Genomic DNA, 20061 nt, shown 5'->3' with positions numbered 1-20061 from the left:
CCCGGCCGACCGGGTCGCGTCGTCAGGGGGTGATCGACTCTCCCGAGCGCAGCGCGGCATAGGCCTCGGGATCGCTCTCGCGCAGCCCTCGCCGCGTCTTGCGGCGGTAGCGCAGGATCTGCACCACACCGGCCCCCCAGACGAGGTACTGCACCGACATCGCGGCCCGGAAGGTGTCGACGTCGTAGGTGGTCGGACCACCCGGGGCGACCCGGTCGAGGATGATGCCGATCAGGGTCACGGTCGACAGCGACGCCAGGAAGCCCCCGACGTTGACGATGCCCGTGGCGCTCCCGAGGCGGGTCGGGGGGTTGAAGGTGCGAGCCAGGTCGAACCCCACGAGTGAGCCCGGGCCCCCGACTGCGGTGACCACGACCAGTGCCACGAGCAGCGGCAGCGGCGCCCGGCCGGGCCACAGCAGGACGACGGCCCAGACGGTCATGATGGCGAAGACGATGCCGAGGATGAGCGTCGACCGTGAGAACGGGTACTTGGTGACGAAGCCGCCGATCAACGGGCTCGACACGACCGTCGTGACGGTCATCAGCATGAGGAGCGTGCCGGCTGTCGACGGCGAGAGCCCTTGTCCTGCAACGAGGAACGGATAGCCCCACAGGAGCGCGAACACGGTCGCGCCGAACTGGGCGGAGAAGTGCGACCACAGTCCGAGGCGGGTGCCGGGCGTGCGCCAGGCCGCGCGCACGCTCCGGGCCAGGGCACGGATCTTGATCTGGTCGAGCTCGTGGTCGGGGTTCGGGGAGTCGCGGACGACCACCAGGACGATCACCCCGAGCACCGCCCCGAACAGAGCAGCGAGGCGGTACGACGGCGTCCAGCCCCAGGTGTGCAATGCGTAGACCAGCGGGGTGGCGGCGACGAGTGCGCCGAGCTGGCCGAGCAGGCCGGTGATCTGGGAGACCATCGGGATCCGCAGCGGTGGGAACCACAGCGCGACGATCCGCAGGAGCGGGATGAAGATCATCGCGTCACCGATGCCCACGAAGACCCGGGCGACGATCCCCAGCGCGAACGAGTCGGCGTACGCGAACCCCAGCTGGGCCAGCGTCATCAGCGTGACACCGCTCAGGAGCAGCCGTTTCGAGCCGAACCGGTCGAGCAGCGCCCCGACCGGGATCTGCATCGCCGCGTAGACGAGCAGCTGCACCATCGTGAAGACACTCAGCTGGGTCGCGGCGATGTCGAACCGCTCGCTCGCCAGCAGCCCGGCGACGCCGAGCGAGCTGCGGTGGAAGACCGCCAGCACGTAGACGGACACGGACGCGGCATACACGACCCACGCCCGCCGGCCACCGAGGGGGAACTGGGGGGCGGGCCTGGTCACGCCCCATTGTCCCGCACCCGCGCCCCCTCGAGCTCGGGGGGCAGCCGGTGCCCCGGACGGGCGGCCCGCTGGAGGACGGATAGGTTCACTCCGTGGAGGAGTTCGGGCGGGGCGACCTGGTCTTCGACGTCAGCGACACCGGGGTGGGTGACGAGATCGCCGTGCTGCTGCACGGCTGGCCCCAGGACCGGCACACCTGGGCACAGGTCACCCCCCTGCTCGCCGACGCCGGCCTGCGGGTCGTGGCCTTCGACCAGCGCGGCTACTCGCCGCGGGCCAGGCCCAGGGCACGGGGGGCCTACCGGATGGAGGAGCTGGTGGGCGACGTCCTGGCGCTCCTCGACGCACTCGACGCGCCTCGGGTGCACCTGGCGGGCCATGACTGGGGCGGGTCGGTCGCGTGGGCCTTCGCCGAGCGGCACCCCGAGCGGCTGCGCAGCCTGACCGTCCTCTCGACCCCGCACCACCGCGCCCTCGCGTGGGCGATGCGGCATGCGGACCAGGCCCGCCGCAGCTGGTACATCGCCGCCTTCCAGGTCCCCACCCTGCCCGAGCTCGTGCTCCGGCGACGCCTCCCGAAGGCGCTGCGCGACTCGGGCCTGCCGGAGCAGGACGTGCAGCGGTATGCCGCCCGCTTCCGCGAGCCCGGTGCGGCCCGCGCCAGCCTGGCCTGGTATCGCGCTATCCCGTTGCGACGCAACAGATCTGGGCGGGGTACGGCCCTCCGGATCTCGACCCCCACGACGTACGTGTGGGGCCGCGACGACCCGGCGCTCGGCCGGGCCGCAGCCACGCGGACCCGGGACCACGTGGCCGCCGACTACACGTTCACCGAGCTCGACGCGGGCCACTGGCTCCCGGAGACCCATCCCGGCGAAGTCGCAGCCGCCATCGTGCAGCGTCGAGGCCCTCGCGAGCAGTAGATTCGGCGCCAGGAGGTGGCGATGACCACTGGCACGGGGCTGGCCCAGGTGGCCCAGTTCGCGCAGGACCTCGACCGCGCGGCGGCTTTCTACGAACGCCTCCTCGGGACGCCGCCGCTGGCCCGGTTCGACCCGCCCGGTCTGCTGTTCTTCGGCCTGGGTGACGGCACCCGGCTGCTGCTCGAGGGGGGCGCCAGCTCTGCGCTGCTCTACCTCAAGGTCGACGACGTCCCGGGCCGGGTCGAGGAGCTGCGCGCAGACGGCGTGGTCATCGAGTCGGAGCCGCACATCATCTTCAGCCACACCGACGACACCCTCGGACCGGCCGGCCATGACGAGTGGATGGCGTTCATCCGGGACAGCGAGGACAACCTCGTCGGACTCGTCAGCCACGCGCCGAGGGCCGAGAGCTGAGCACTGCCGCACCACCACCGGACCGGGCCCTCGTCGTGCTGGTGGGGCCGAGCGGGTCGGGCAAGTCGACCTGGGCGGCTGCCCGTTACCGCCAGCAGGAGGTGGTGTCGTCCGACGCCCTGCGAGCCGTGGTGGGCAGCGGCGAGAACGACCTCGACGCCTCGGCTGACGCCTTCGCGCTGCTGCACCAGATCGTCACCGGTCGGGTCCGCCGCGGGCTGACCGTGGTGGTCGACACCCTCGGCCTCGACCCCGACCTCCGCGACCGGCTCCGCGAACAGGGGCGGGCGGCCGGGTTGCCTTGCGTGGCAGTCCTCTTCGAGACGCCCGAGGCGCTGTGTCGCCAGCGCAACGCCACCCGTGACCGACCTGTGCCGGCCCGGGTCCTCGGTCAGCAGGTGGCTGCCTTCGCGCGAGCTGTCGAGGCCGTGCCCGGTGAGGGCTGGGACGAGGTGCACACGGTGCGGGAGGATGCCGGCGTTCCGGCTCCCTCCCCGGCGCAGGTTCCCCACCCCTTCGAAGTGGGTGGGAAACCTGCGCGGGGTGGGCTGCCGGAGGTCGTGCTGCAGGTCTCCCGCTTCCCGTGGGGCACCGACCCGGCTGGGTGGCTGCGGTCGATCGCCCTCGCCGCCGACCACCACGGGTTCGCCGGGATCGCCCTGATGGACCACCTCATCCAGATCCCGCAGGTCGACCGCGCCTGGGAGCCGATCCCCGAGCCATGGGTGACGTTGGGTCTGCTCGCCGGTCTCGACACCAGGTTGCGGCTTGGCACCCTGGTCTCACCGGTGACCTTCCGAGCGCCCGGTGTCATCGCGAAAACCGTTGCCACGCTTGATGTCCTGTCGGGCGGGCGAGCCTTCGTCGGCCTCGGCGCCGGCTGGTGGGAGCGCGAACACCTCGCCTTCGGCCTCCCCTTCCCACCCAGCGGCCAGCGGCTCGACCAGCTCGAGACCTGCATCGAGACGCTCCAGGCGTTGTGGGGCAAGGGCACCAAGCCGTATGCCGGCACACACGTCACGCTGCCGGAGACCACGGCATACCCCCGGCCGGTGGGGCGGCCACAGGTCATCGTGGGCGGCTCCGGCGAGCGACGCACCCTGCGGATCGCGGCCGCGCAGGCGGACGCGTGCAACCTCCCGAGCGACGAGACGGTCCTCGCGCGCAAGCTCTCCGTGCTGCGCACCCACTGCTCAGCGGTGGGTCGCGACCCCTCCGAGGTGGCGGTCACCGTGCTGGACCTGCCCGTGCTCGGCACCGACCGCGACGACACCTGGCGACGCGTCGAGCGACTCCGTGGCCGCACGGCAGCGGCGACCTTCGCCGCGCGGCACCACGCCGGCGAGGCGTGGTCACACCGCGAGCGTTACCGGCGGCTGGCCGCCGAGCACGGCGTCAGCACGGTGTTCGTGGCACTACCGGACCTCGAGGGACCCGACGACGTCGCCCGGCTCGCCGCGGTCCTGGACCCCGCCTGAGCGGCGCCCGCGCATGCAAAAGGCGAGTGAGCGCCGCTCTGGGGCGGCGCTCACTCGCCTTGTGCATGGATCCGCTGCGCGGGTGGGTCAGGCCGAGGCCTTGACCCCCGTGAGCTGGGTGAGGGCGAACTCCGTGATCCGCACGAGCGCCTGCTTGGCGGACTCGCGCTCACGGGCGTCGACCTCGATGACCGGGATGTGCGACGGGATCGCCAGCGCCTCACGGATGTCGTCGGCACCGAACTCCTGCGAGCCGTCGAACTGGTTGAGCGCCACGATGAAGGGCAGGCCCTTGGCCTCGAAGTAGTCGACCGCCGCGAAGCTGTCGTCGAGGCGACGGACGTCGACCAGCACGACCGCGCCGATGGCGCCCTTCACGAGGTCGTCCCACATGAACCAGAAGCGACGCTGGCCGGGGGTGCCGAACAGGTAGAGGATGAGGTTCTCGGCCAGGGTGATGCGGCCGAAGTCCATCGCCACGGTGGTGGTGTGCTTCTGCTGCACCTTGGAGATGTCGTCCTGACCCTCGGACTCGTTCGTCACGAGAGCCTCGGTGCGCAGGGGGTCGATCTCGGAGACGGCACCAACGAAGGTGGTCTTGCCGACGCCGAAGCCGCCGGCCACGACAATCTTCGTCGAGGCGCTGTTGCGGTTAGAGGGCGCGTAGTCCACTGAGTGTCCTTTCGATGAGTTCACGTCGTTCGTCGGATGTCGTGTTTTCGGAGATGGTCGTGCGCGTCTTCAGGTGTCCGGCGGTGACCAGGTCACCGAGCAGGACCCGGGCGACGCCTAGTGGGATGTGCAGCTTGGCCGAGACCTCGGCCACGGAGTCGGCCGCCGAGCAGAGCTCGATGATCCGGCCCGAGAGGTTGCCCTCCGGCCACGTCGACGAGCGGCCCGACGGCTGCACCTCGAACGTTGCCTCGATGGGGAGGTCGACCACGGACTCGGTCCGTCCGGACGTCAACGCGTACGGTCGGACCAGGCGGGGGCCGCCTGCCGAGCCGTCGCGTCCGTCTGGCGCCATGGGACTAGCCCGTCATCGGGGTCCGGGCAGACGCGTCGATCATCTTGCCGACGCGGTCAACCAGAACCGCCATCTCGTAGCCGACCTGACCGATGTCAGAGTCGGTGCTGGTCAGTGCTGCCAGGTGCGAGCCGTCTCCGACACTCATGAGGAGCAGGTAGCCCAGCTCCATCTCGATGACGGACTGCAGCACCGTGCCGCCCTGGAACAGGCGAGCCGCACCGGAGGCGAGGCTGGCCATGCCCGAGGCCACGGCTGCCATCTGCTCGGCTCGGTCGATCGGGAGCTGCTCGCTGGCGGCCATGGGGAGTCCGTCAGCGGAGACCAGGATGGCGTGGGACACGCCGGGGGTCTCGCTGGCGAACTTCGCCACCAGCCAGTCGTACTCGCCCTTGGGCTGGGCCATGGCGTCAGTGGTGAACATCGGCTTCCTCTCGGTGTGTTCCGTCTTGTGCCTCGGTGCGAGCGGAGCTCACACCGTTCTTGTGGCGGTTGAGGTTACGGCGGATCGCTTCGGGATCGCGTCGTGATGCTGCGGGGGCAGCAGGCTTCTCGTCGGTCTCGTCGACCGCTCCGGGGACCAGGTAGTTCCCGGGGCGACGCTTGGGGAGACCGGCAGCTGACTCTTCCAGGGGTTGGGTCTCCTCGATCCGTGCGGCGGCCGACCAGGCCTGGTCTGCCTCGTTGGTGGACCACGACGTCGCCTCTGCCGACGCGCCGGTGTCGTCGGTGAGCCAGCGCGACATCATCGCCCGGAAGATGGGGGTGTCGTTGAGGTTGCCGCTCGGCGCCTCGGTGGGCTCGCCGTCGGCGACGACGTCCACCTCCGCGACCGGTGCGGCGTGCTCGGGCTCGGCGTGCTCGGCCTCGGGCTCGGCGTGCTCGACGGTGGCCGCGACCTCGGTGGGCACCTCGGTCACCTCGGTCACCTCGGGGACCTGCGTGACCTCGGCGGCGGGCGCCACGGTCTCCGGCTCGACGACCGCGCTGGGCTCCTCGACGACGACCTGCTCGGCGGGGGCCTCCTCGGCCACCGGCTCGACGGGCGCCGCGTCGCGGGCCCGGCGGGCACCGAAGAACGAGGTGTTGTGTGCCCGCACCCGCGGGCGGCCGGTCGGGGCCTCGGGCTCCTGGATGCCAGCCGTCGCCGATGCGGTGGCACCGGGCACGCGGGTCGGCAGTCCAGCAGCCGGCTCGGCGGCCGGGGCCTCCAGCACCTGGGTGCTGTCGACGGGTGCCGCGACCTCGGTCTCGGCAACCGGCTCGGCGACCTGGGGCTGGGCCTGGGCCTCGGCCTCGGCCACCCACTCCGCGGGCACGTGGATCTCGGTGCTCGCGTCGGTGCTCGCGTCGGTGGTGGTGTCGGTGCCGGGCGTGGCGTCGGCAGCCGGGGCGTCGGCGGCGGCCTCCTCGGTGGCGGCGTCCGCACCGAGCTCGCGGGCCTTGGCGGCCTCGACCAGCTTGGCGCGGTGGTCCAGCCAGGCCGACAGGTTCGACGGCATCTGGCGGGGCTCGTTGGCAGCCTCGGCCTCGAGGCGGGCGGCCTCGGCCGCGGCCTTGCGGCCGGGGAGCCAGCTGAGCCGGCCACCCTTGGCGGCGGGAGCGTCGGACCTGGCGGCGACCTTGCCGGGGGTCTCGTCCTTGGGCTCGGTGGACGGAGCGTCCTCGAACTCGCGGTACTCGGTGATCCCGGTGGCGCGCGGCTTGCGGACCGGCAGACCGGCGGCGGAGCGCTGCGGCTCCACGGCCTCGGCCTGCGGGGCCTCAGCCTTGTCCTCGGTCTTCGCGTCGGTCTTCGCGTCGGCCTTGTCGTCGACCTTGGCCGCGACCGTGTCGTCGGCCTTCGCCTCAGCCTTCGCCTCAGCCTTGTCGGCCTTCGCCTCCGACTTCGCCTCAGCCTTGTCGGCCTTCGCCTCCGACTTCGCGTCGGCCTTGTCGGACTTCGCGTCAGCCTTCGCGTCGGCCTTGTCGGACTTCGCCTCGACCTTGTCCTCGGACCTTGCCTCGGACTTGTCCGCCTTGGCGTCCTTGGCCTGGTCGGCGGCGACGCCGTTGACCGGCGCCTCGACGGCGGCGGCTTCGACGGCGGCCTGGTCGGCCTTCGCAGCCTTGCCGTTGACCTTCTGGTCCTCGGTGTGGCCGTTGGTGCCTGCCTTGGCCTCGGCCGGCTCGGCACCTTCGATGACCGGCTTGGCCGGCGCCTGGATGGCGTCCGCGGCACCGGGGCCGTGGGCGCCCGGGGTGCGGGTCGGCAGCTTCTTGGCCGAGTCGGTGACCGGGCTGGGGGTGGCACCGCTGGCGCCACGGACCCGGGTCGGGAGACCGGCCTTGGTCACGCCACCGACGGCCGACGTGGGGGTCGTGGGAGCCGGGGCAGCGGCCTCGGGCGCTGCAGCGGCGGCAGCCGCGGCCGGACGGACCGGACGCTCGCCCTTGCTGCTGTCGGCGAGCAGGCCGGCCGGCAGGTGCACGGAGACCGTGACGCCCTGCTTGTCGTCGCCGTTGCGGCGCAGGCGGACGGCGATGCCGTGCCGCTTGGCCAGGCTGCCGACCACGAACAGGCCCATGCGACGCGCGGTGTCGGCGGTGATGTCGCCGCCGTGCGCGAGCTGGTCGTTCAGCGCCGCGAGCTCCTTGGGCGGCATACCCAGTCCGCGGTCGGACACCTCGATGAGGAGGCCGCCCTCGGGGGTGCGGGCACCACGGATCGACACGCGCGACGTGGGCGGGGAGTAGGACAGCGCGTTGTCGACGATCTCGGCGACGAGGTGGATGAGGTCGGAACCGACCGCTCCCAGCACGTGGTCGTTCGAGGTGTCGCCGATGTCGATGCGCTCGTAGTTCTCGACCTCGGACACGGCCGCACGGACGGCGTCGGACACCGAGACCGAGCCGGACATCCCGCGCCGGGTCGAGGTGCCGGCCAGCACCAGCAGCGAGTCGCTGTTCCGGCGCATACGGGCGGCGAGGTGGTCGAGGCGGAAGAGGCTCTGGAGGCGCTTCGGGTCCTCCTCGTCGCTCTCCAGACGCTCGATGAGGCTGAGCTGCTGGTCGATGAGCGAGGTGCTCCGGCGCGACAGGGTCTCGAACATGTGGCCGACCTGGACGCGGAGGCGGGCCTGGTCACCGGCCAGCGTGCGGGCCTGGGTGTGCAGGTCGTCCACGGCCCGGGCCAGCTGGCCCATCTCCTCGGTCGTGTGCACCGGGATCGGCACGAACTCGGGCAGCTCGTCACCGTCACGCATGGCGGCAACAGCCTCGGGGAGACGGTTGTTCGCCACGTCGAGCGCGCCCTGGCGCACCGCGCGGATCGGGATGAGCAGCGAGCGCATCAGCGCGAGGACGAGGATGAGCGCAACGGCCAGGGCGATCGCCACGATGGCGGCGTTGAGGATGGCGTCGCTGCGGTGGTCGGCAGCACGCTGGCGCAGGTTGGTCTCGAGCGAGGTGAGCTGGGCGTCCATCAGCTTGGAGTAGCCGGTGTTGCTCGACTCGAAGACGATGCCCAGACCCGCGATCTGGTCCTTGTCCGGGGGCTGCTGCTGCAGCGTGTAGTTACGGCGGCCGTTCTCGTTGAGCAGCTGGCGCGACTGGCCGACCTGGTCGGTCGGGGCGGTCGACAGCAGTCGGGTGAGGGCGGCGGTCTCGGCGCCGACCGAGCCGATCGCGCGCAGGTTGGCTGCGGCGTCGTCGGTGTTGGACAGGTTGAGCTGCTCACCGGTCATGGCGCGCTGGGCGGCGATGGCGTCCTGCAGGGCGACGACGATCTTGGCGGAGGCCGAGTCGTCGCTCAGCCCGAGGTCGCTCACTGCGGACGACATCAGGGTGGCGATGTTGCCGGACTTGTCGATGACGATGTCCGAGAAGGGGCTCTGCGTCTTCGCGGTGCGGACCGCCTGGCCGAGGGCGAGTGCGTCCTGGCCGCTCTCCTTCACGGACTGCGGCACTCCCTCGGTCTTGAGGGCGATGCGCAGGTCGGCGGCGGCGGACTCGTACTTGGTGATCGCCGCGATGACACCGCCACCACCGACGCTCCCGGCGGCGGCGAGCCGCTGCACCGCGAGGTTGTAGTCGACGACGGGGCGGATGACCAGGACGGTGTCGGCGGCCTGGGACAGCTGGCGCGAGGAGTCGAAGTCGTTCTTGACCCGCAGGCCTCCGAAGACGAAGGCGAGCAGCACGGGCAGGACGATGGCGGCGGCCAGCTTGCGGCGCAGCGGCCAGTGACCGAACGACCAGCGTTGGGGGACACGGCCAGCCGCCGACTGCAGTCTGGACACGGAGCCACCTTCCTCACGAAGAAAACTTGGGTGAACGGAACATACGGGCGCCCCCACGGGGGCTGGGTAGTCCTCGGAGGCCGTTTGGCACGTTTGGCCTGCGCAACTGACCGAAGGGACTAGAGCCGCCCGGAGGGCCAAACCAGCATGGCACCGGCTCAGCGTGTATAGGAGGGGGTCGCGGCGTCGGAATGCGGCCACTGGTATGCCGTTTGGCGCCGGTTGCCTGCGACCGGTTCCGGTGGGCGCACGAGGGGTCGGACCGGGTCGTGCGCCGAGGGCTAGTCCGTCAGCACCAGCCGGTAGCCCTGGCCGGGCTCGGTGACCAGGTAGCGGGGCCGGGTGGGGTCCGGTTCGAGCTTGCGCCGCAGCTGGTTCGCATAGACCCGGAGGTAGTTCGACTCCCGGCCGTAGCCGGGGCCCCACACCTCGCGGAGCAGCTCGCGTTGCGAGACCAGGTGGCCGGGGCGTCGGGCCAGCACTTCGAGCAGGCTCCACTCGGTGGGGGTGAGCCGCACCTCCGAGGTCCCGGCCACCGCGCGGCGCTCGGAGAAGTCGAGCGTGAAGTGCCGGGTGGCCACCGGGGCCAGCGTCGACGCGGCGTCGTCGCCCCGACGGCGCAGGGCGACCCGCACCCGGGCGAGCAGCTCGTCCATCGCGAACGGCTTCGTGACGTAGTCGTCGGCCCCGAGGTCGAGCGCCTCCACCTTGTCGACCGAATCGGTCCGCGCCGACAGGACGATCACCGGCACCTGCGAGACCTGTCGCACCCGACGGAGCACTTCGACTCCGTCGAGGTCGGGGAGGCCCAGGTCGAGCACGATGAGGTCGGGTGGCGCGTCGTGAAAGGCCTGCAGGGCGGTTCGGCCGTCGCCGGCGGTCTCGACGGAGTAGTCGCGGGCGCGCAGGTTGATCGCGAGGGTGCGCACCAGGTGGGGCTCGTCGTCGACCACGAGGATGGCGCTCACGGTGTCATCCTCGCAGCGCCGTGGTCGCTCGGGTGGCCGGCCGGGCTTCGTGCCGCAGCACCGTGTCGGGCCAGCTCGATGACCACGGTGAGACCTCCACCCGGGGTGTCCTCCGCGACGATCCAGCCGCCCATCGCCTCCATCAGGCCACGCGCGACGGCCAGTCCGAGGCCGACTCCGGTCCCCCGGGGCGCGTCGCCGTAGCGCTGGAACGGGGCGAATATCTCCTCCTTGGCCCCTTCCGGCACCCCGCGGCCCCGGTCGACCACCCGCAGCTGCACCCGGCTCGCGGTCGCCGCCGCCTGGACGACGACCTCGGCAGCAGAGTGCTTGAGGGCATTCTCGAGGACGTTGGCCAGCACTCGGTCGAGCAGTCCGGCGTCCGCCTCCGCTGCCGGGAGCGCGGGGTCCATGCTGATCCGCACCCGGTCCGAGCCCGGCAGGGGCGCGGTGGCGACAGCGACCGCCCCCTCGATGTCGACTGCGGCCAGCCTCGGCACCACCGAACCACTCTGGAGCCGGGACATGTCGAGGAGGTTGGCGACCAGCCCGGTGAGCCGGTCGCTGGACTCCTCGATCGTCTCGAGCAGGTCGGCCCGGTCCTCCTGGCTGAACACCACGTCGGGTTGGCGCAGGCTCGACGCCGCGGCCTTGATGCTGGCCAAGGGTGTCCGGAGGTCGTGCGACACCGCCGCGAGCAGGGCCGTGCGGGCCCGGTTGTCCTTGGCGAGGACCTTGGCCTCGCGAGCGAGCTCGGCGAGCTCGCTCCGGTGCAGGATCGCACCGGCCCGCGTCGCGAACGCCGAGACGAGGCGCCGGTCCGCCCCGGACAGCGTCCTCCCCGTGAGCACCAGCACGCGGCTGTCGTCCACCGGGGCCCGGACCGAGGCGGTGGCGACCGACGCGAGGTCGAAGCCCTGGGTGGCCGCCAGCACCTCCCAGGGGGCTCGAACGTCGTCGCGGGCGAGCACCGCCGCCGTGTCGACCGAGAAGAAGTCCACCGCCTGGCGCAGCAACGCCGGCAGCGGGTCGGTTTCGCCGAGCAGCGACTCGGCCGTCGCGGCGAGGGCGTCGGCCTCGCGCCGAGCGGAGCTGGCCGCCGCCGCCCGGCGCTCGCTGACGTGCACGACCGACGAGACCGCGGCGGCGACCACCAGGAAGACGAGGAGTGCGACGAGGTTCTGGGGGTCGCTGATGGTGAGGGTGTTCACCGGTTCGGTGAAGAACCAGTTGATCGCCAGGCTGCCGAGCAAGGCGGCGGCGAGCGCCGGCCACAGTCCGCCCACGAGGGCGGTGAGGACGGTGAGGAGGAGGAAGAGCAACACCTCGAGCGGCAGCTCGTGCCAGCCCGGCGTCGCCCTGAGTATGCCGGCCAGTGCGGCGGTGCCGACGACAGCCAGGCTCCAGCCGCTCGCCGAGCGGCGCGCCCCGAGAGCGGGACCGAAGCGCAACGGCGCGCGGACGGTCCTGGTCAGCTCGTGGGTGACGAGGTGCACGTCGATGTCGCCCGAGCCCTCGACGACGCGCTGACCGACCCCGCTGGAGAGCACCTCCTGCCAGCGCCGCCGTCGTGAGGCGCCGATCACGACCTGCCGGGCCGACACGCCTCGGGCGAACTCGAGGAGGGCGGTGGCGATGTCCTCGCCCTTGACGGTGTGGAACGTGCCGCCGAGCTCGACCGTGAGCTGTCGCAGGTCGGCCAGTCCCTCGAGCTTGGCGTCGACCAGCCCGTCCGGCGGGGTGACGTAGACGGCCAGCAGCTCGCCACCGGCCCGTGAGGCGATCTGGGCGCCGCGACGCAGCAGGGTGCGCCCCTCCTGCCCACCGGTGAGGGCGACCACGACGCGCTCGCGGGTCGGCCACAGGTCGGTGATCTCGTGGTCGGCCCGGTAGCGGTCCAGCCCCTCCTCGACCCGGTCGGCCAGCCACAGCAGGGAGAGCTCGCGCAGAGCCGAGAGGTTGCCCTCGCGGAAGTAGTTGGCCAGGGCAGCATCGACCTGCGCGGCGGCATAGACGTTGCCGTGCGCCAGCCGCCGGCGAAGCGCCTGCGGTGACATGTCGACGAGCTCGATCTGGTCGGCCGCACGCACCACCTCGTCGGGCACGGTCTCCTGCTGACGCACGCCGGTGATCGCCTCGACGACGTCGTTGAGCGACTCGACGTGCTGGATGTTCACGGTGGAGATCACGTCGATCCCGGCGGCCAGGAGGTCCTCGACGTCCTCCCAGCGCTTCCGGTGCGGGCTGCCGGGGGCGTTGGTGTGGGCGAGCTCGTCGACGAGGACGACTTCGGGGTGCCGCGCGAGGACCGCGGGCACGTCGAGCTCCGCGAGCTCGCTGCCCCGGTGGGTCACCTGCCGCAGGGGCACCCGCTCGATGCCCTCCATCAGCGCCGCCGTGAACGGCCGGCCGTGGCTCTCGCAGACTCCGACGACGACGTCGGTGCCGCGCTCACGACGACGGCGGGCCTCGGAGAGCATGGCAACGGTCTTCCCGACGCCCGGTGCGGCGCCGAGGTAGACCCGCAGCACTCCCCTGCTCATGAGCCGATTGTCGTCCCTCGCCCGGCGGCGGCACCCGGCGGGCGCCTCATCGGCTCGCCAGGTCCGCCAGGGCGACGTTCAGCTCGAGCACGTTGACCCGAGGCTCGCCGAGGAAGCCGAGCGACCGTCCCTGCGTGTGGGCCTCGACCAGGCCCCTGACGGTGCGCTCGTCCAGACCGTTCGCTTCCGAGACGCGCGCGACCTGGGCCAGTGCCGCGGCGGGTGACACGTGCGGGTCTAGACCGCTTCCGGAGGCGGTCAGGACGTCCGCAGGCGGCGCACCCTCCCCCACACCGGCCCAGGCCGCCTTCCGTTCCCGCACGGCGTCGACCTGGTCCTGCGCCGTCGCGGCGAGGTTCGAGCCACCACTGACGCCGCCGGCATACGAGCTGGCGGACGGACGCCCGTGGAACCACTGGGAACCCGTGAAGTCCTGCCCAAGGAGGCTCGAGCCGACCACCACGCCGGAACGGCTCACCAGCGAGCCGTCGGCGCGGTCGGCGAGACCGAGCCGCCCGACTCCCCAGACCACGGCGGGGTAGACCACCCCCAGGAGGAGGGTGAGGACGAGCAGCATCCGCACGGAGGCGACGAGCTGACGGAGGGAGGACATGCGATCACGCCAATCCGGGGAGGAGGGAGACACCGAGGTCGATGAGCTTGATGCCGATGAAGGGGGCGATGACGCCACCGAGGCCGTAGACCAGCAGGTTGCGGCGCAACATCTGCGCGGCACTCGACGGGCGGTAGCGAACTCCCTTGAGCGCCAACGGGATCAGCGCCACGATGATGAGGGCGTTGAAGATCACCGCCGACAGCATCGCCGACTCGGGCGAGGACAGCCGCATGATGTTCAGGGCGTCGAGGCCGGGGAACAGCGAGATGAACATCGCGGGGATGATCGCGAAGTACTTGGCGATGTCGTTGGCGATCGAGAAGGTCGTCAACGCACCCCGGGTGATCAGCAGCTGCTTGCCGATCTCGACGACCTCGATCAGCTTGGTCGGGTCGGAGTCGAGGTCGACCATGTTGCCGGCCTCCTTCGCGGCCGAGGTGCCCGAGTTCATCGCGACACCGACATCGGCCTGGGCCAGGGCGGGGGCGTCGTTGGTGCCGTCGCCGGTCATCGCGACGAGCCGGCCGCCCTCCTGCTCCTTCTTGATCAGGCGCATCTTGTCCTCGGGGGTGGCCTCGGCGAGGAAGTCGTCGACGCCCGCCTCCTCGGCGATCGAAGCGGCCGTGAGGGCGTTGTCGCCGGTGATCATGACGGTGCGGATCCCCATGGCGCGCATGACGTCGAACCGCTCGCGCATGCCCGGCTTGACGACGTCCTTGAGGTGCACGACGCCGAGCGCACGGGCCGGGCCGGAGCCGTTCCGGCTCGCGACCACGAGGGGTGTGCCGCCCGACCTGCTGATGGTGTCCACGAGCTCCTGCACACGCGCGGGCACGGCGCCGTCGGACTCCTCGACCCATCGACGCACGGCCGACGTCGCACCCTTGCGGATCTGCGTGCCGTCGGGCAGGTCCACGCCGGACATCCTGGTCGTGGCACTGAACTCGACGAACTCCGCACCGTCGCGGACGAGCGCCTCCGCGGAGCGGCCCTCGTCGACGGCGTACTCCGCGGTGGCCAGGTCGACGATCGACTTGCCCTCCGGCGTCGCATCCGCGAGCGAGGAGAGGTATGCCGCGTCCGGCAGGTCCTGGGCGTCGTCGAGCGAGAGCAACTCGGTCGCCCTGCGGTTGCCGAAGGTGATCGTGCCGGTCTTGTCGAGGAGCAGCGTCGACACGTCCCCGGCGGCCTCGACCGCCCGCCCCGACATGGCCAGGACGTTGCGCTGGACCAGGCGGTCCATGCCCGCGATGCCGATCGCCGAGAGCAGTGCTCCGATCGTGGTGGGGATCAGGCAGACCAGGAGTGCCACGAGGACGACGACGGGCTGGGTGCGACCCGAGTAGGACGCCAAGGGCTGGATCGCCATGACCGTCACCAGGAAGACGATCGTCAACGTGGTCAACAGGATCGTCAGCGCGATCTCGTTGGGGGTCTTCTGCCGCTGGGCTCCCTCGACGAGCGCGATCATCCGGTCGATGAAGCTCTCACCGGGCTTCGTGGTGATGCGGACGACGATGCGGTCCGAGAGGACGGTCGTGCCCCCGGTGACGGCGCTGCGGTCTCCGCCGGACTCCCGGATGACCGGCGCCGACTCACCGGTGATCGCGGACTCGTCCACGGTGGCGACGCCGTCGACGACCTCACCGTCGCCGGGGATGACCTGTCCGGCCTCGACCACCACCGTGTCGCCGACCGTCAGCTCGCTCCCGGGCACCGGTTCCTCGGTGCCGTCGGCTCGCAGCCGCCGCGCCATCGTCTCGCGCTTCGCCGCGCGCAGGCTTGCCGCCTGCGCCTTGCCACGCCCCTCGGCGACGGCCTCGGCGGCATTGGCGAAGAGCACCGTGAGCCAGAGCCAGACGGCGACCGACCAGCCGAAGACGCTGGGCGACCTGACCGCCAACCCGGTCGTGAGGACGGAGCCGACCCAGACCACGAAGATGACCGGTGAGCGGTACACGTGCCGGGGGTCGAGCTTGGCGAGGGCCTGCGGGACGACATGGAGCAGCGAGCGGGTCATGACAGTGCCTCCGCGATGGGACCGAGGGCCAGGGCCGGGAAGAAGGTGAGCCCGGCGACGACCAGTGCGATGCCGGTCACCAGACCGACGAAGAGCGGGGTGTGCGTGGGCATCGTGCCGGCCGTGGCCGGTCTGGTTCGTTGCTCGACGAGCAGCCCGGCCAGCCGGAGCACCAGCAGCATCGGGACGAACCGGCCGAGCAGCATGCAGGCGGCGAGCGTCAGGTTGTACCAAGGGGTGTCGGCGGTGAGGCCCGCGAACGCGCTGCCGTTGTTGTTGGCCGCCGACGAGAACGCGTAGAGCACCTCGGTGAGGCCGTGCGGCCCCGACGCCAGCATGGTGGAGCGTGGTCCTTCGTTGGCCAGTGACAGGCCGGTGAACACCAGGACGAGCACCGGCATGACGAGGACGTAGAGGGCGGCACAGGTGACCTCGCGCCGACCGATCGTCTTCCCCACGTACTCGGGTGTGCGCCCCACCATCAGTCCCGCTACGAACACGGCGAGCAGCGCGACGATGACGATGCCGTAGAGGCCCGAGCCGACGCCGCCCGGCGAGACCTCTCCGAGCACCATGTTGGCGAGGACAGTGCCCCCGCCGAGTGGGCTGAAGCTCTCGTGCATCGAGTTCACCGCGCCTGTCGAGGTGCCGGTCGTCGAGGCGGCGAACAGGCTCGACGCCCACACCCCGAACCGCTGCTCCTTGCCCTCCATGGAGCCGGTGGCCGCCCCGGACGCGTGCACCTCGGCCCACGTGGTCAACGCGACCCCGCCGGCCCAGAGCAACGCGGCGAACCCGCCGAGGGCCCAGCCCTGCCGGCGGTCGCCGACCATGATCCCGTAGGTGCGGGTGAGGGCGAACGGGATGACGAGGAGCAGGAAGATCTCGAAGATGTTGGTGAGCGGGTTCGGGTTCTCGAAGGGGTGCGCCGAGTTGGCGTTGAAGTAGCCGCCGCCGTTGGTCCCGAGCTCCTTGATCGCCTCCTGCGACGCCACCAGACCACCGCGCACCACCTGGTCGGCACCCGACAGCGTGTGGATCACGGTGGGGCCGTTGAGATTCTGCACGACGCCCCCCACGAGCAGCAGCACTGCAGCCAGCAGCGAGAGCGGGAGCAGCACGCGGACGATGCCACGCACCAGGTCCACCCAGAAGTTCCCGATCGCCGTCCCTGACTGCCGGGCCAGGGCGCGGACCAGCGCGATGGCCACGGCCAGGCCGACGGCGGCCGAGACGAAGTTCTGCACGGTGAGACCCGCGGTCTGGACCAGCGGCGTGGCACCCACCTCACCGGCATACGACTGCCAGTTGGTGTTGGTGACGAACGAGACCGCGGCGTTGACCGCTGTCGTGAGGCCCATGCCGTCCGAACCCTGTCGACCGGGGAGGTGGGTCTGCGCGACGATCAGCGCGAACAGCGCGACGATGCCTGCGACCGAGAACGACAGGACGCCCGTGGCGTACGCGCGCCACCCCTGCTCGGAGTCGGGGTCGACGCGCACCGCCCGGTAGACCAGCCGCTCCACCCGCCAGTGCCGGGAGTCGGTGAACACTGCGGCCAGCCAGGCACCGAGCGGGTGGTAGGCGACCGCGAGGAGGACGACGAGCAGGCCGATGGTCAGCAGGCCGCTCACGGCATCGGTCATCAGAACCGCTCCGGGCGGATGAGCGCGTAGACGAGGTAGCCCAGCAGTGCGATGCCGAGGACTCCGGCGATGAGGTTTTCGATCACGCTGCCAGTCAACGGCTTTCGCGTTCACTGCCACCCAGCGTTGACGCCGCCCTGACGGGCGTTGACGCGATCTTGACGGGCACGGCATACAGATCGCGTCAAAGGCCTTGACCACACCCACCTGGTGGAGGCGTGATGCAGGTATGCAGCTCGAGCAGCTCACGTCGGAACACCGCGGTTGGGTGGTGGTGGGCGCCGCCGCGGCACCGTTGGCGCTCTGCGCCGGGATCGGCACCGCACCGGACAGCGTTCCGGACGCCAGTGTCGCGGTGGCCCTCGTGGTGCTGATCGTCGCGGCGGCAGCGTCCGGGATCCGCGCGGCAGGGCTGGTCGCCGCCCTGTCGAGTGCGACCTGGTTCGACTTCTTCCTCACCCAGCCCTACCGCAGCTTCGCGATCGACAGCGCAGAGGACATCGAGGTGGCCGTGCTGCTCCTCGTCGTCGGCCTCGCCGTCACCGAGCTGGCGCTCTGGGGACAGCGGCAGCGGTCCGACGTCGGGCGGCAGCGCGGCTACCTCGACGGGGTCATGGCCACGGCCGAGTCCGTGGCTCGGGACGCCGACGTGGCCACCGTGACCCGGTCGGTGGCCGAGCGCATCCGTGAGGTGCTCGACCTCGACCGGTGCGAGTTCGTGGCCGGACCGAACCTGCCCGCTGGCCCGGTCCTCGATCGAGACGGCTCGATCACCCGTGACGGTGGCTCGCTCGATGTCGACCGCGTCGGGCTGCCGGTCGACCGGGTGGTCCTCCTCCCGGTCCGTGGCGGCGCCGGGGCCCGCGGGCACTTCGCGCTCACGGCGGCGTCCCACGTCGCCCGACCGACCCTCGACCAGCGCCGGGTCGCCGTCCTGCTGGCCGACCAGGTGGCCGCGCTCCCGTCCGGCGCACCGACGGCTGACCGAGGTTCGTCCGCGTCCTGAACTCTGCCGGCGTCACGATTTCCACCTGACGGGGTCTCCGTGGGTGACCGGCTCACCCTCCGGTCGAGGTAATGACAGTCGAGGCAATGACACCCGCCGGCAGCGGGGCTCCGCGGACCACCCCTGACCGCCCCCGACCGCGGGCTGCGAAGCACCGGCCCCGGGGCACGAGCCGCGGTCAGGACCGGACCAGGCTGCCGATCAGCCAGACAGCCTGGCTGCGGAGCCGCTCCGCGGCCTCGCCGTCACCGGCGAGGTGGCGGATGAGGCAGTTCTCGAACAGTCCATCGAAGACGGAGTAGGCGGTGACCGACGTGACCACCGGCCCGACGCCACAGAGCTCGGCGTACCTCGCGACGACCCGCCACACCATCGCCTCGAGCTGCCGGTCGAGGTCGACCACGGTCGGTCTCAGCTCACCCTCGAACATCGCCTGCGAGCGCAGGTCGTACCAGAGCCGGTGCATCGCGGTGTCGGCGAGCATCGTGTCGACGAGGGCGTCCGCGAACAACCTGGCGAGCTCGTCACCGCTCGTGGCCTGCGCCACGATCTCGTCGTAGCGGGTGACGCAGTGCTCCTTGTAACGGCGCACGCAGTAGGTGATCAGCTCGACCTTGTCGCGGAAGTAGTAGTGCAGGACGCCATGCGAGAAGGCCGTCTTCTGGGCGATCTCGCGCAGGCTGGTGCGGGCGAAGCCGAGCTCACCGAGGGTCTCGAGGGCCGCGTCCGCCAGCTCGCCGCGGCGTGCCTCGAACTTGTCGACACGGGGGCGGTCGAAGCGGTCGACACCCTGGTCCAGGACCTGCGTCACGCCCACCTCGCTCGTGCTCGGGACCCGCCTGTCCGGGTCGTCTTGACGAGTGTCAAGGAATCTCTTGACAGGTGTCAAGGCGGGGAGCACGCTGAGCCCACGTCGGCCGGTTGCTCGCCCTGAGCGCAGCCGGCCGGCGTCCCCACCCGGCGGTCGACGCGCCGCCCCGCAGGCAAAGGAGCCCGCCATGACCTCGATCGACCTCACCGGCCGCAAGGCACTCGTGACCGGAGGCGCCCAGGGCCTCGGCGAGGGGATGGCGGCGGCGCTGGCCGCGGCGGGTGCGACCGTGATGATCGCCGACATCCAGGACGAGGGCGAGCAGACTGCCAAGAACCTCGGCGACGGGCACGGTTTCGTCCGGCTCGACGTCACCGACGACGCCAACTGGGAGTCGGCGGTGGCCGAGACGGTCGAGCGGCTCGGCGGCCTCGACATCCTCGTCAACAACGCGGGCATCGAGATCACCAGCCTCATCACCGAGGTCTCCGCCGACGACGTGCGCAAGATGCTCGGGGTCAACATCCTCGGCACCACCCTGGGACTCAAGCACGGACTGCGGGCCATGCGCCCTGGGGGCGCGGCGGGGCAGGGCGGCAGCATCACCAACGTCGCATCGGTCGCGGCGACCATCGCGTTCCCGGGCATCGCGGTCTACTCCGCGACCAAGTCGGCCGTCGACCGGCTCACTCGAGTTGCTGCGATGGAGTCCGGCAAGCTCGGCTACGGCGTGCGCGTCAACTGCATCTACCCCGGACTCGTGCCGACGGCCATGGGCGCCGGACTCGCGAACGACGTTGCGGCACTGGGGCTCTTCCCCTCCCCAGAGGCAGCAGTCGGCGCCGTGATCGAGCTGACGCCGTCCGGTCGCCTTGGCCAGGTCGACGACATGGCAGACGCCGTCGTCTTCCTCTCGTCCGACGCTGCGAAGTTCATCACCGGCGCCGGCCTGCCGGTCGACGGCGGCATGGGCATGTGACCCGACAC

17 protein-coding genes are annotated in these 20061 nt (G+C 71.4%); 5 read left to right on the top strand and 12 right to left on the bottom strand.

Going from position 1 to position 20061, the window contains the following annotated elements:
• Positions 1 to 22: 22 nt before the first annotated feature.
• Complete coding sequence (locus BLQ34_RS17295) at positions 23 to 1342, bottom strand: MFS transporter (RefSeq protein WP_091788365.1); 1320 nt, start codon at positions 1340 to 1342, stop codon at positions 23 to 25.
• Between the two features lie 92 nt (positions 1343 to 1434).
• Between BLQ34_RS17295 and BLQ34_RS17290 the strand changes: the two genes are divergently transcribed.
• The 3 genes from BLQ34_RS17290 to BLQ34_RS17280 are packed head-to-tail and all read left to right on the top strand — an operon-like array spanning position 1435 to position 4157.
• Positions 1435 to 2265: an alpha/beta fold hydrolase gene (locus BLQ34_RS17290; RefSeq protein ID WP_091788362.1), complete on the top strand. Its 831-nt coding sequence runs from the start codon at positions 1435 to 1437 to the stop codon at positions 2263 to 2265.
• A gap of 21 nt (positions 2266 to 2286) precedes the next feature.
• Positions 2287 to 2679 (top strand): VOC family protein, encoded by a 393-nt coding sequence (locus tag BLQ34_RS17285; protein ID WP_091788359.1) that lies wholly within the window; start codon positions 2287 to 2289, stop codon positions 2677 to 2679.
• A 41-nt stretch (positions 2680 to 2720) separates the two neighbouring features.
• The gene (locus BLQ34_RS17280) at positions 2721 to 4157 is read left to right on the top strand and encodes an LLM class flavin-dependent oxidoreductase (protein WP_231961338.1); all 1437 of its coding nucleotides are present in this window, start codon (positions 2721 to 2723) and stop codon (positions 4155 to 4157) included.
• Positions 4158 to 4244: 87 nt separating this feature from the next.
• Here the strand turns inward: BLQ34_RS17280 and BLQ34_RS17275 are convergent, their stop codons facing one another.
• The 10 genes from BLQ34_RS17275 to kdpF form a co-directional block, all read right to left on the bottom strand.
• Positions 4245 to 4829: a GTP-binding protein gene (locus BLQ34_RS17275; protein ID WP_091788356.1), complete on the bottom strand. Its 585-nt coding sequence runs from the start codon at positions 4827 to 4829 to the stop codon at positions 4245 to 4247.
• Entirely contained in the window at positions 4810 to 5100 is a 291-nt protein-coding gene (locus BLQ34_RS17270) for a DUF742 domain-containing protein (protein ID WP_231961337.1), read from the bottom strand. Before BLQ34_RS17270 ends, BLQ34_RS17275 begins: the two co-directional genes overlap by 20 nt.
• Positions 5101 to 5188: 88 nt before the next feature.
• Entirely contained in the window at positions 5189 to 5608 is a 420-nt protein-coding gene (locus tag BLQ34_RS17265; protein WP_269457306.1) for a roadblock/LC7 domain-containing protein, read from the bottom strand.
• Positions 5595 to 9464, bottom strand: a complete 3870-nt coding sequence (locus BLQ34_RS17260; RefSeq protein ID WP_091788350.1) for a sensor histidine kinase — start codon at positions 9462 to 9464, stop codon at positions 5595 to 5597. The genes BLQ34_RS17265 and BLQ34_RS17260 overlap by 14 nt, the downstream gene beginning before the upstream one ends.
• Positions 9465 to 9745: 281 nt before the next feature.
• A complete protein-coding gene (locus BLQ34_RS17255; protein WP_091788348.1) occupies positions 9746 to 10432 on the bottom strand; it encodes a response regulator transcription factor in 687 nt (228 codons plus the stop codon).
• On the bottom strand, positions 10429 to 12975 hold the full coding sequence (locus BLQ34_RS17250) for a sensor histidine kinase (RefSeq protein ID WP_172829420.1): 2547 nt from the start codon (positions 12973 to 12975) through the stop codon (positions 10429 to 10431). Before BLQ34_RS17250 ends, BLQ34_RS17255 begins: the two co-directional genes overlap by 4 nt.
• A 46-nt stretch (positions 12976 to 13021) precedes the next feature.
• The gene (gene kdpC / locus BLQ34_RS17245) at positions 13022 to 13588 is read right to left on the bottom strand and encodes a potassium-transporting ATPase subunit KdpC (RefSeq protein ID WP_091788341.1); all 567 of its coding nucleotides are present in this window, start codon (positions 13586 to 13588) and stop codon (positions 13022 to 13024) included.
• A gap of 4 nt (positions 13589 to 13592) precedes the next feature.
• Positions 13593 to 15611: a potassium-transporting ATPase subunit KdpB gene (gene kdpB / locus BLQ34_RS17240; RefSeq protein ID WP_091788338.1), complete on the bottom strand. Its 2019-nt coding sequence runs from the start codon at positions 15609 to 15611 to the stop codon at positions 13593 to 13595.
• The gene (kdpA, locus tag BLQ34_RS17235; protein ID WP_091788335.1) at positions 15608 to 17257 is read right to left on the bottom strand and encodes a potassium-transporting ATPase subunit KdpA; all 1650 of its coding nucleotides are present in this window, start codon (positions 17255 to 17257) and stop codon (positions 15608 to 15610) included. The genes kdpB and kdpA overlap by 4 nt, the downstream gene beginning before the upstream one ends.
• On the bottom strand, positions 17257 to 17355 hold the full coding sequence (kdpF, locus tag BLQ34_RS17230) for a K(+)-transporting ATPase subunit F (protein WP_091788333.1): 99 nt from the start codon (positions 17353 to 17355) through the stop codon (positions 17257 to 17259). The genes kdpA and kdpF overlap by 1 nt, the downstream gene beginning before the upstream one ends.
• A 131-nt stretch (positions 17356 to 17486) precedes the next feature.
• Between kdpF and BLQ34_RS17225 the strand changes: the two genes are divergently transcribed.
• On the top strand, positions 17487 to 18263 hold the full coding sequence (locus BLQ34_RS17225; RefSeq protein ID WP_091788329.1) for a DUF4118 domain-containing protein: 777 nt from the start codon (positions 17487 to 17489) through the stop codon (positions 18261 to 18263).
• Positions 18264 to 18441: 178 nt separating this feature from the next.
• Here the strand turns inward: BLQ34_RS17225 and BLQ34_RS17220 are convergent, their stop codons facing one another.
• A complete protein-coding gene (locus BLQ34_RS17220) occupies positions 18442 to 19074 on the bottom strand; it encodes a TetR/AcrR family transcriptional regulator (protein ID WP_091790161.1) in 633 nt (210 codons plus the stop codon).
• 187 nt (positions 19075 to 19261) lie between these two features.
• Here BLQ34_RS17220 and BLQ34_RS17215 point away from each other — a divergent pair, with 187 nt between their 5' ends.
• The gene (locus tag BLQ34_RS17215) at positions 19262 to 20053 is read left to right on the top strand and encodes an SDR family NAD(P)-dependent oxidoreductase (protein ID WP_091788326.1); all 792 of its coding nucleotides are present in this window, start codon (positions 19262 to 19264) and stop codon (positions 20051 to 20053) included.
• The last annotated feature ends 8 nt before the right edge of the window (positions 20054 to 20061 follow it).

This window comes from Pedococcus dokdonensis (assembly GCF_900104525.1).
GTDB lineage: Bacteria > Actinomycetota > Actinomycetes > Actinomycetales > Dermatophilaceae > Pedococcus > Pedococcus dokdonensis.
Note: the sequence above shows the minus strand (reverse complement) of the source record. Positions and strands in the feature narration are given on the sequence as shown.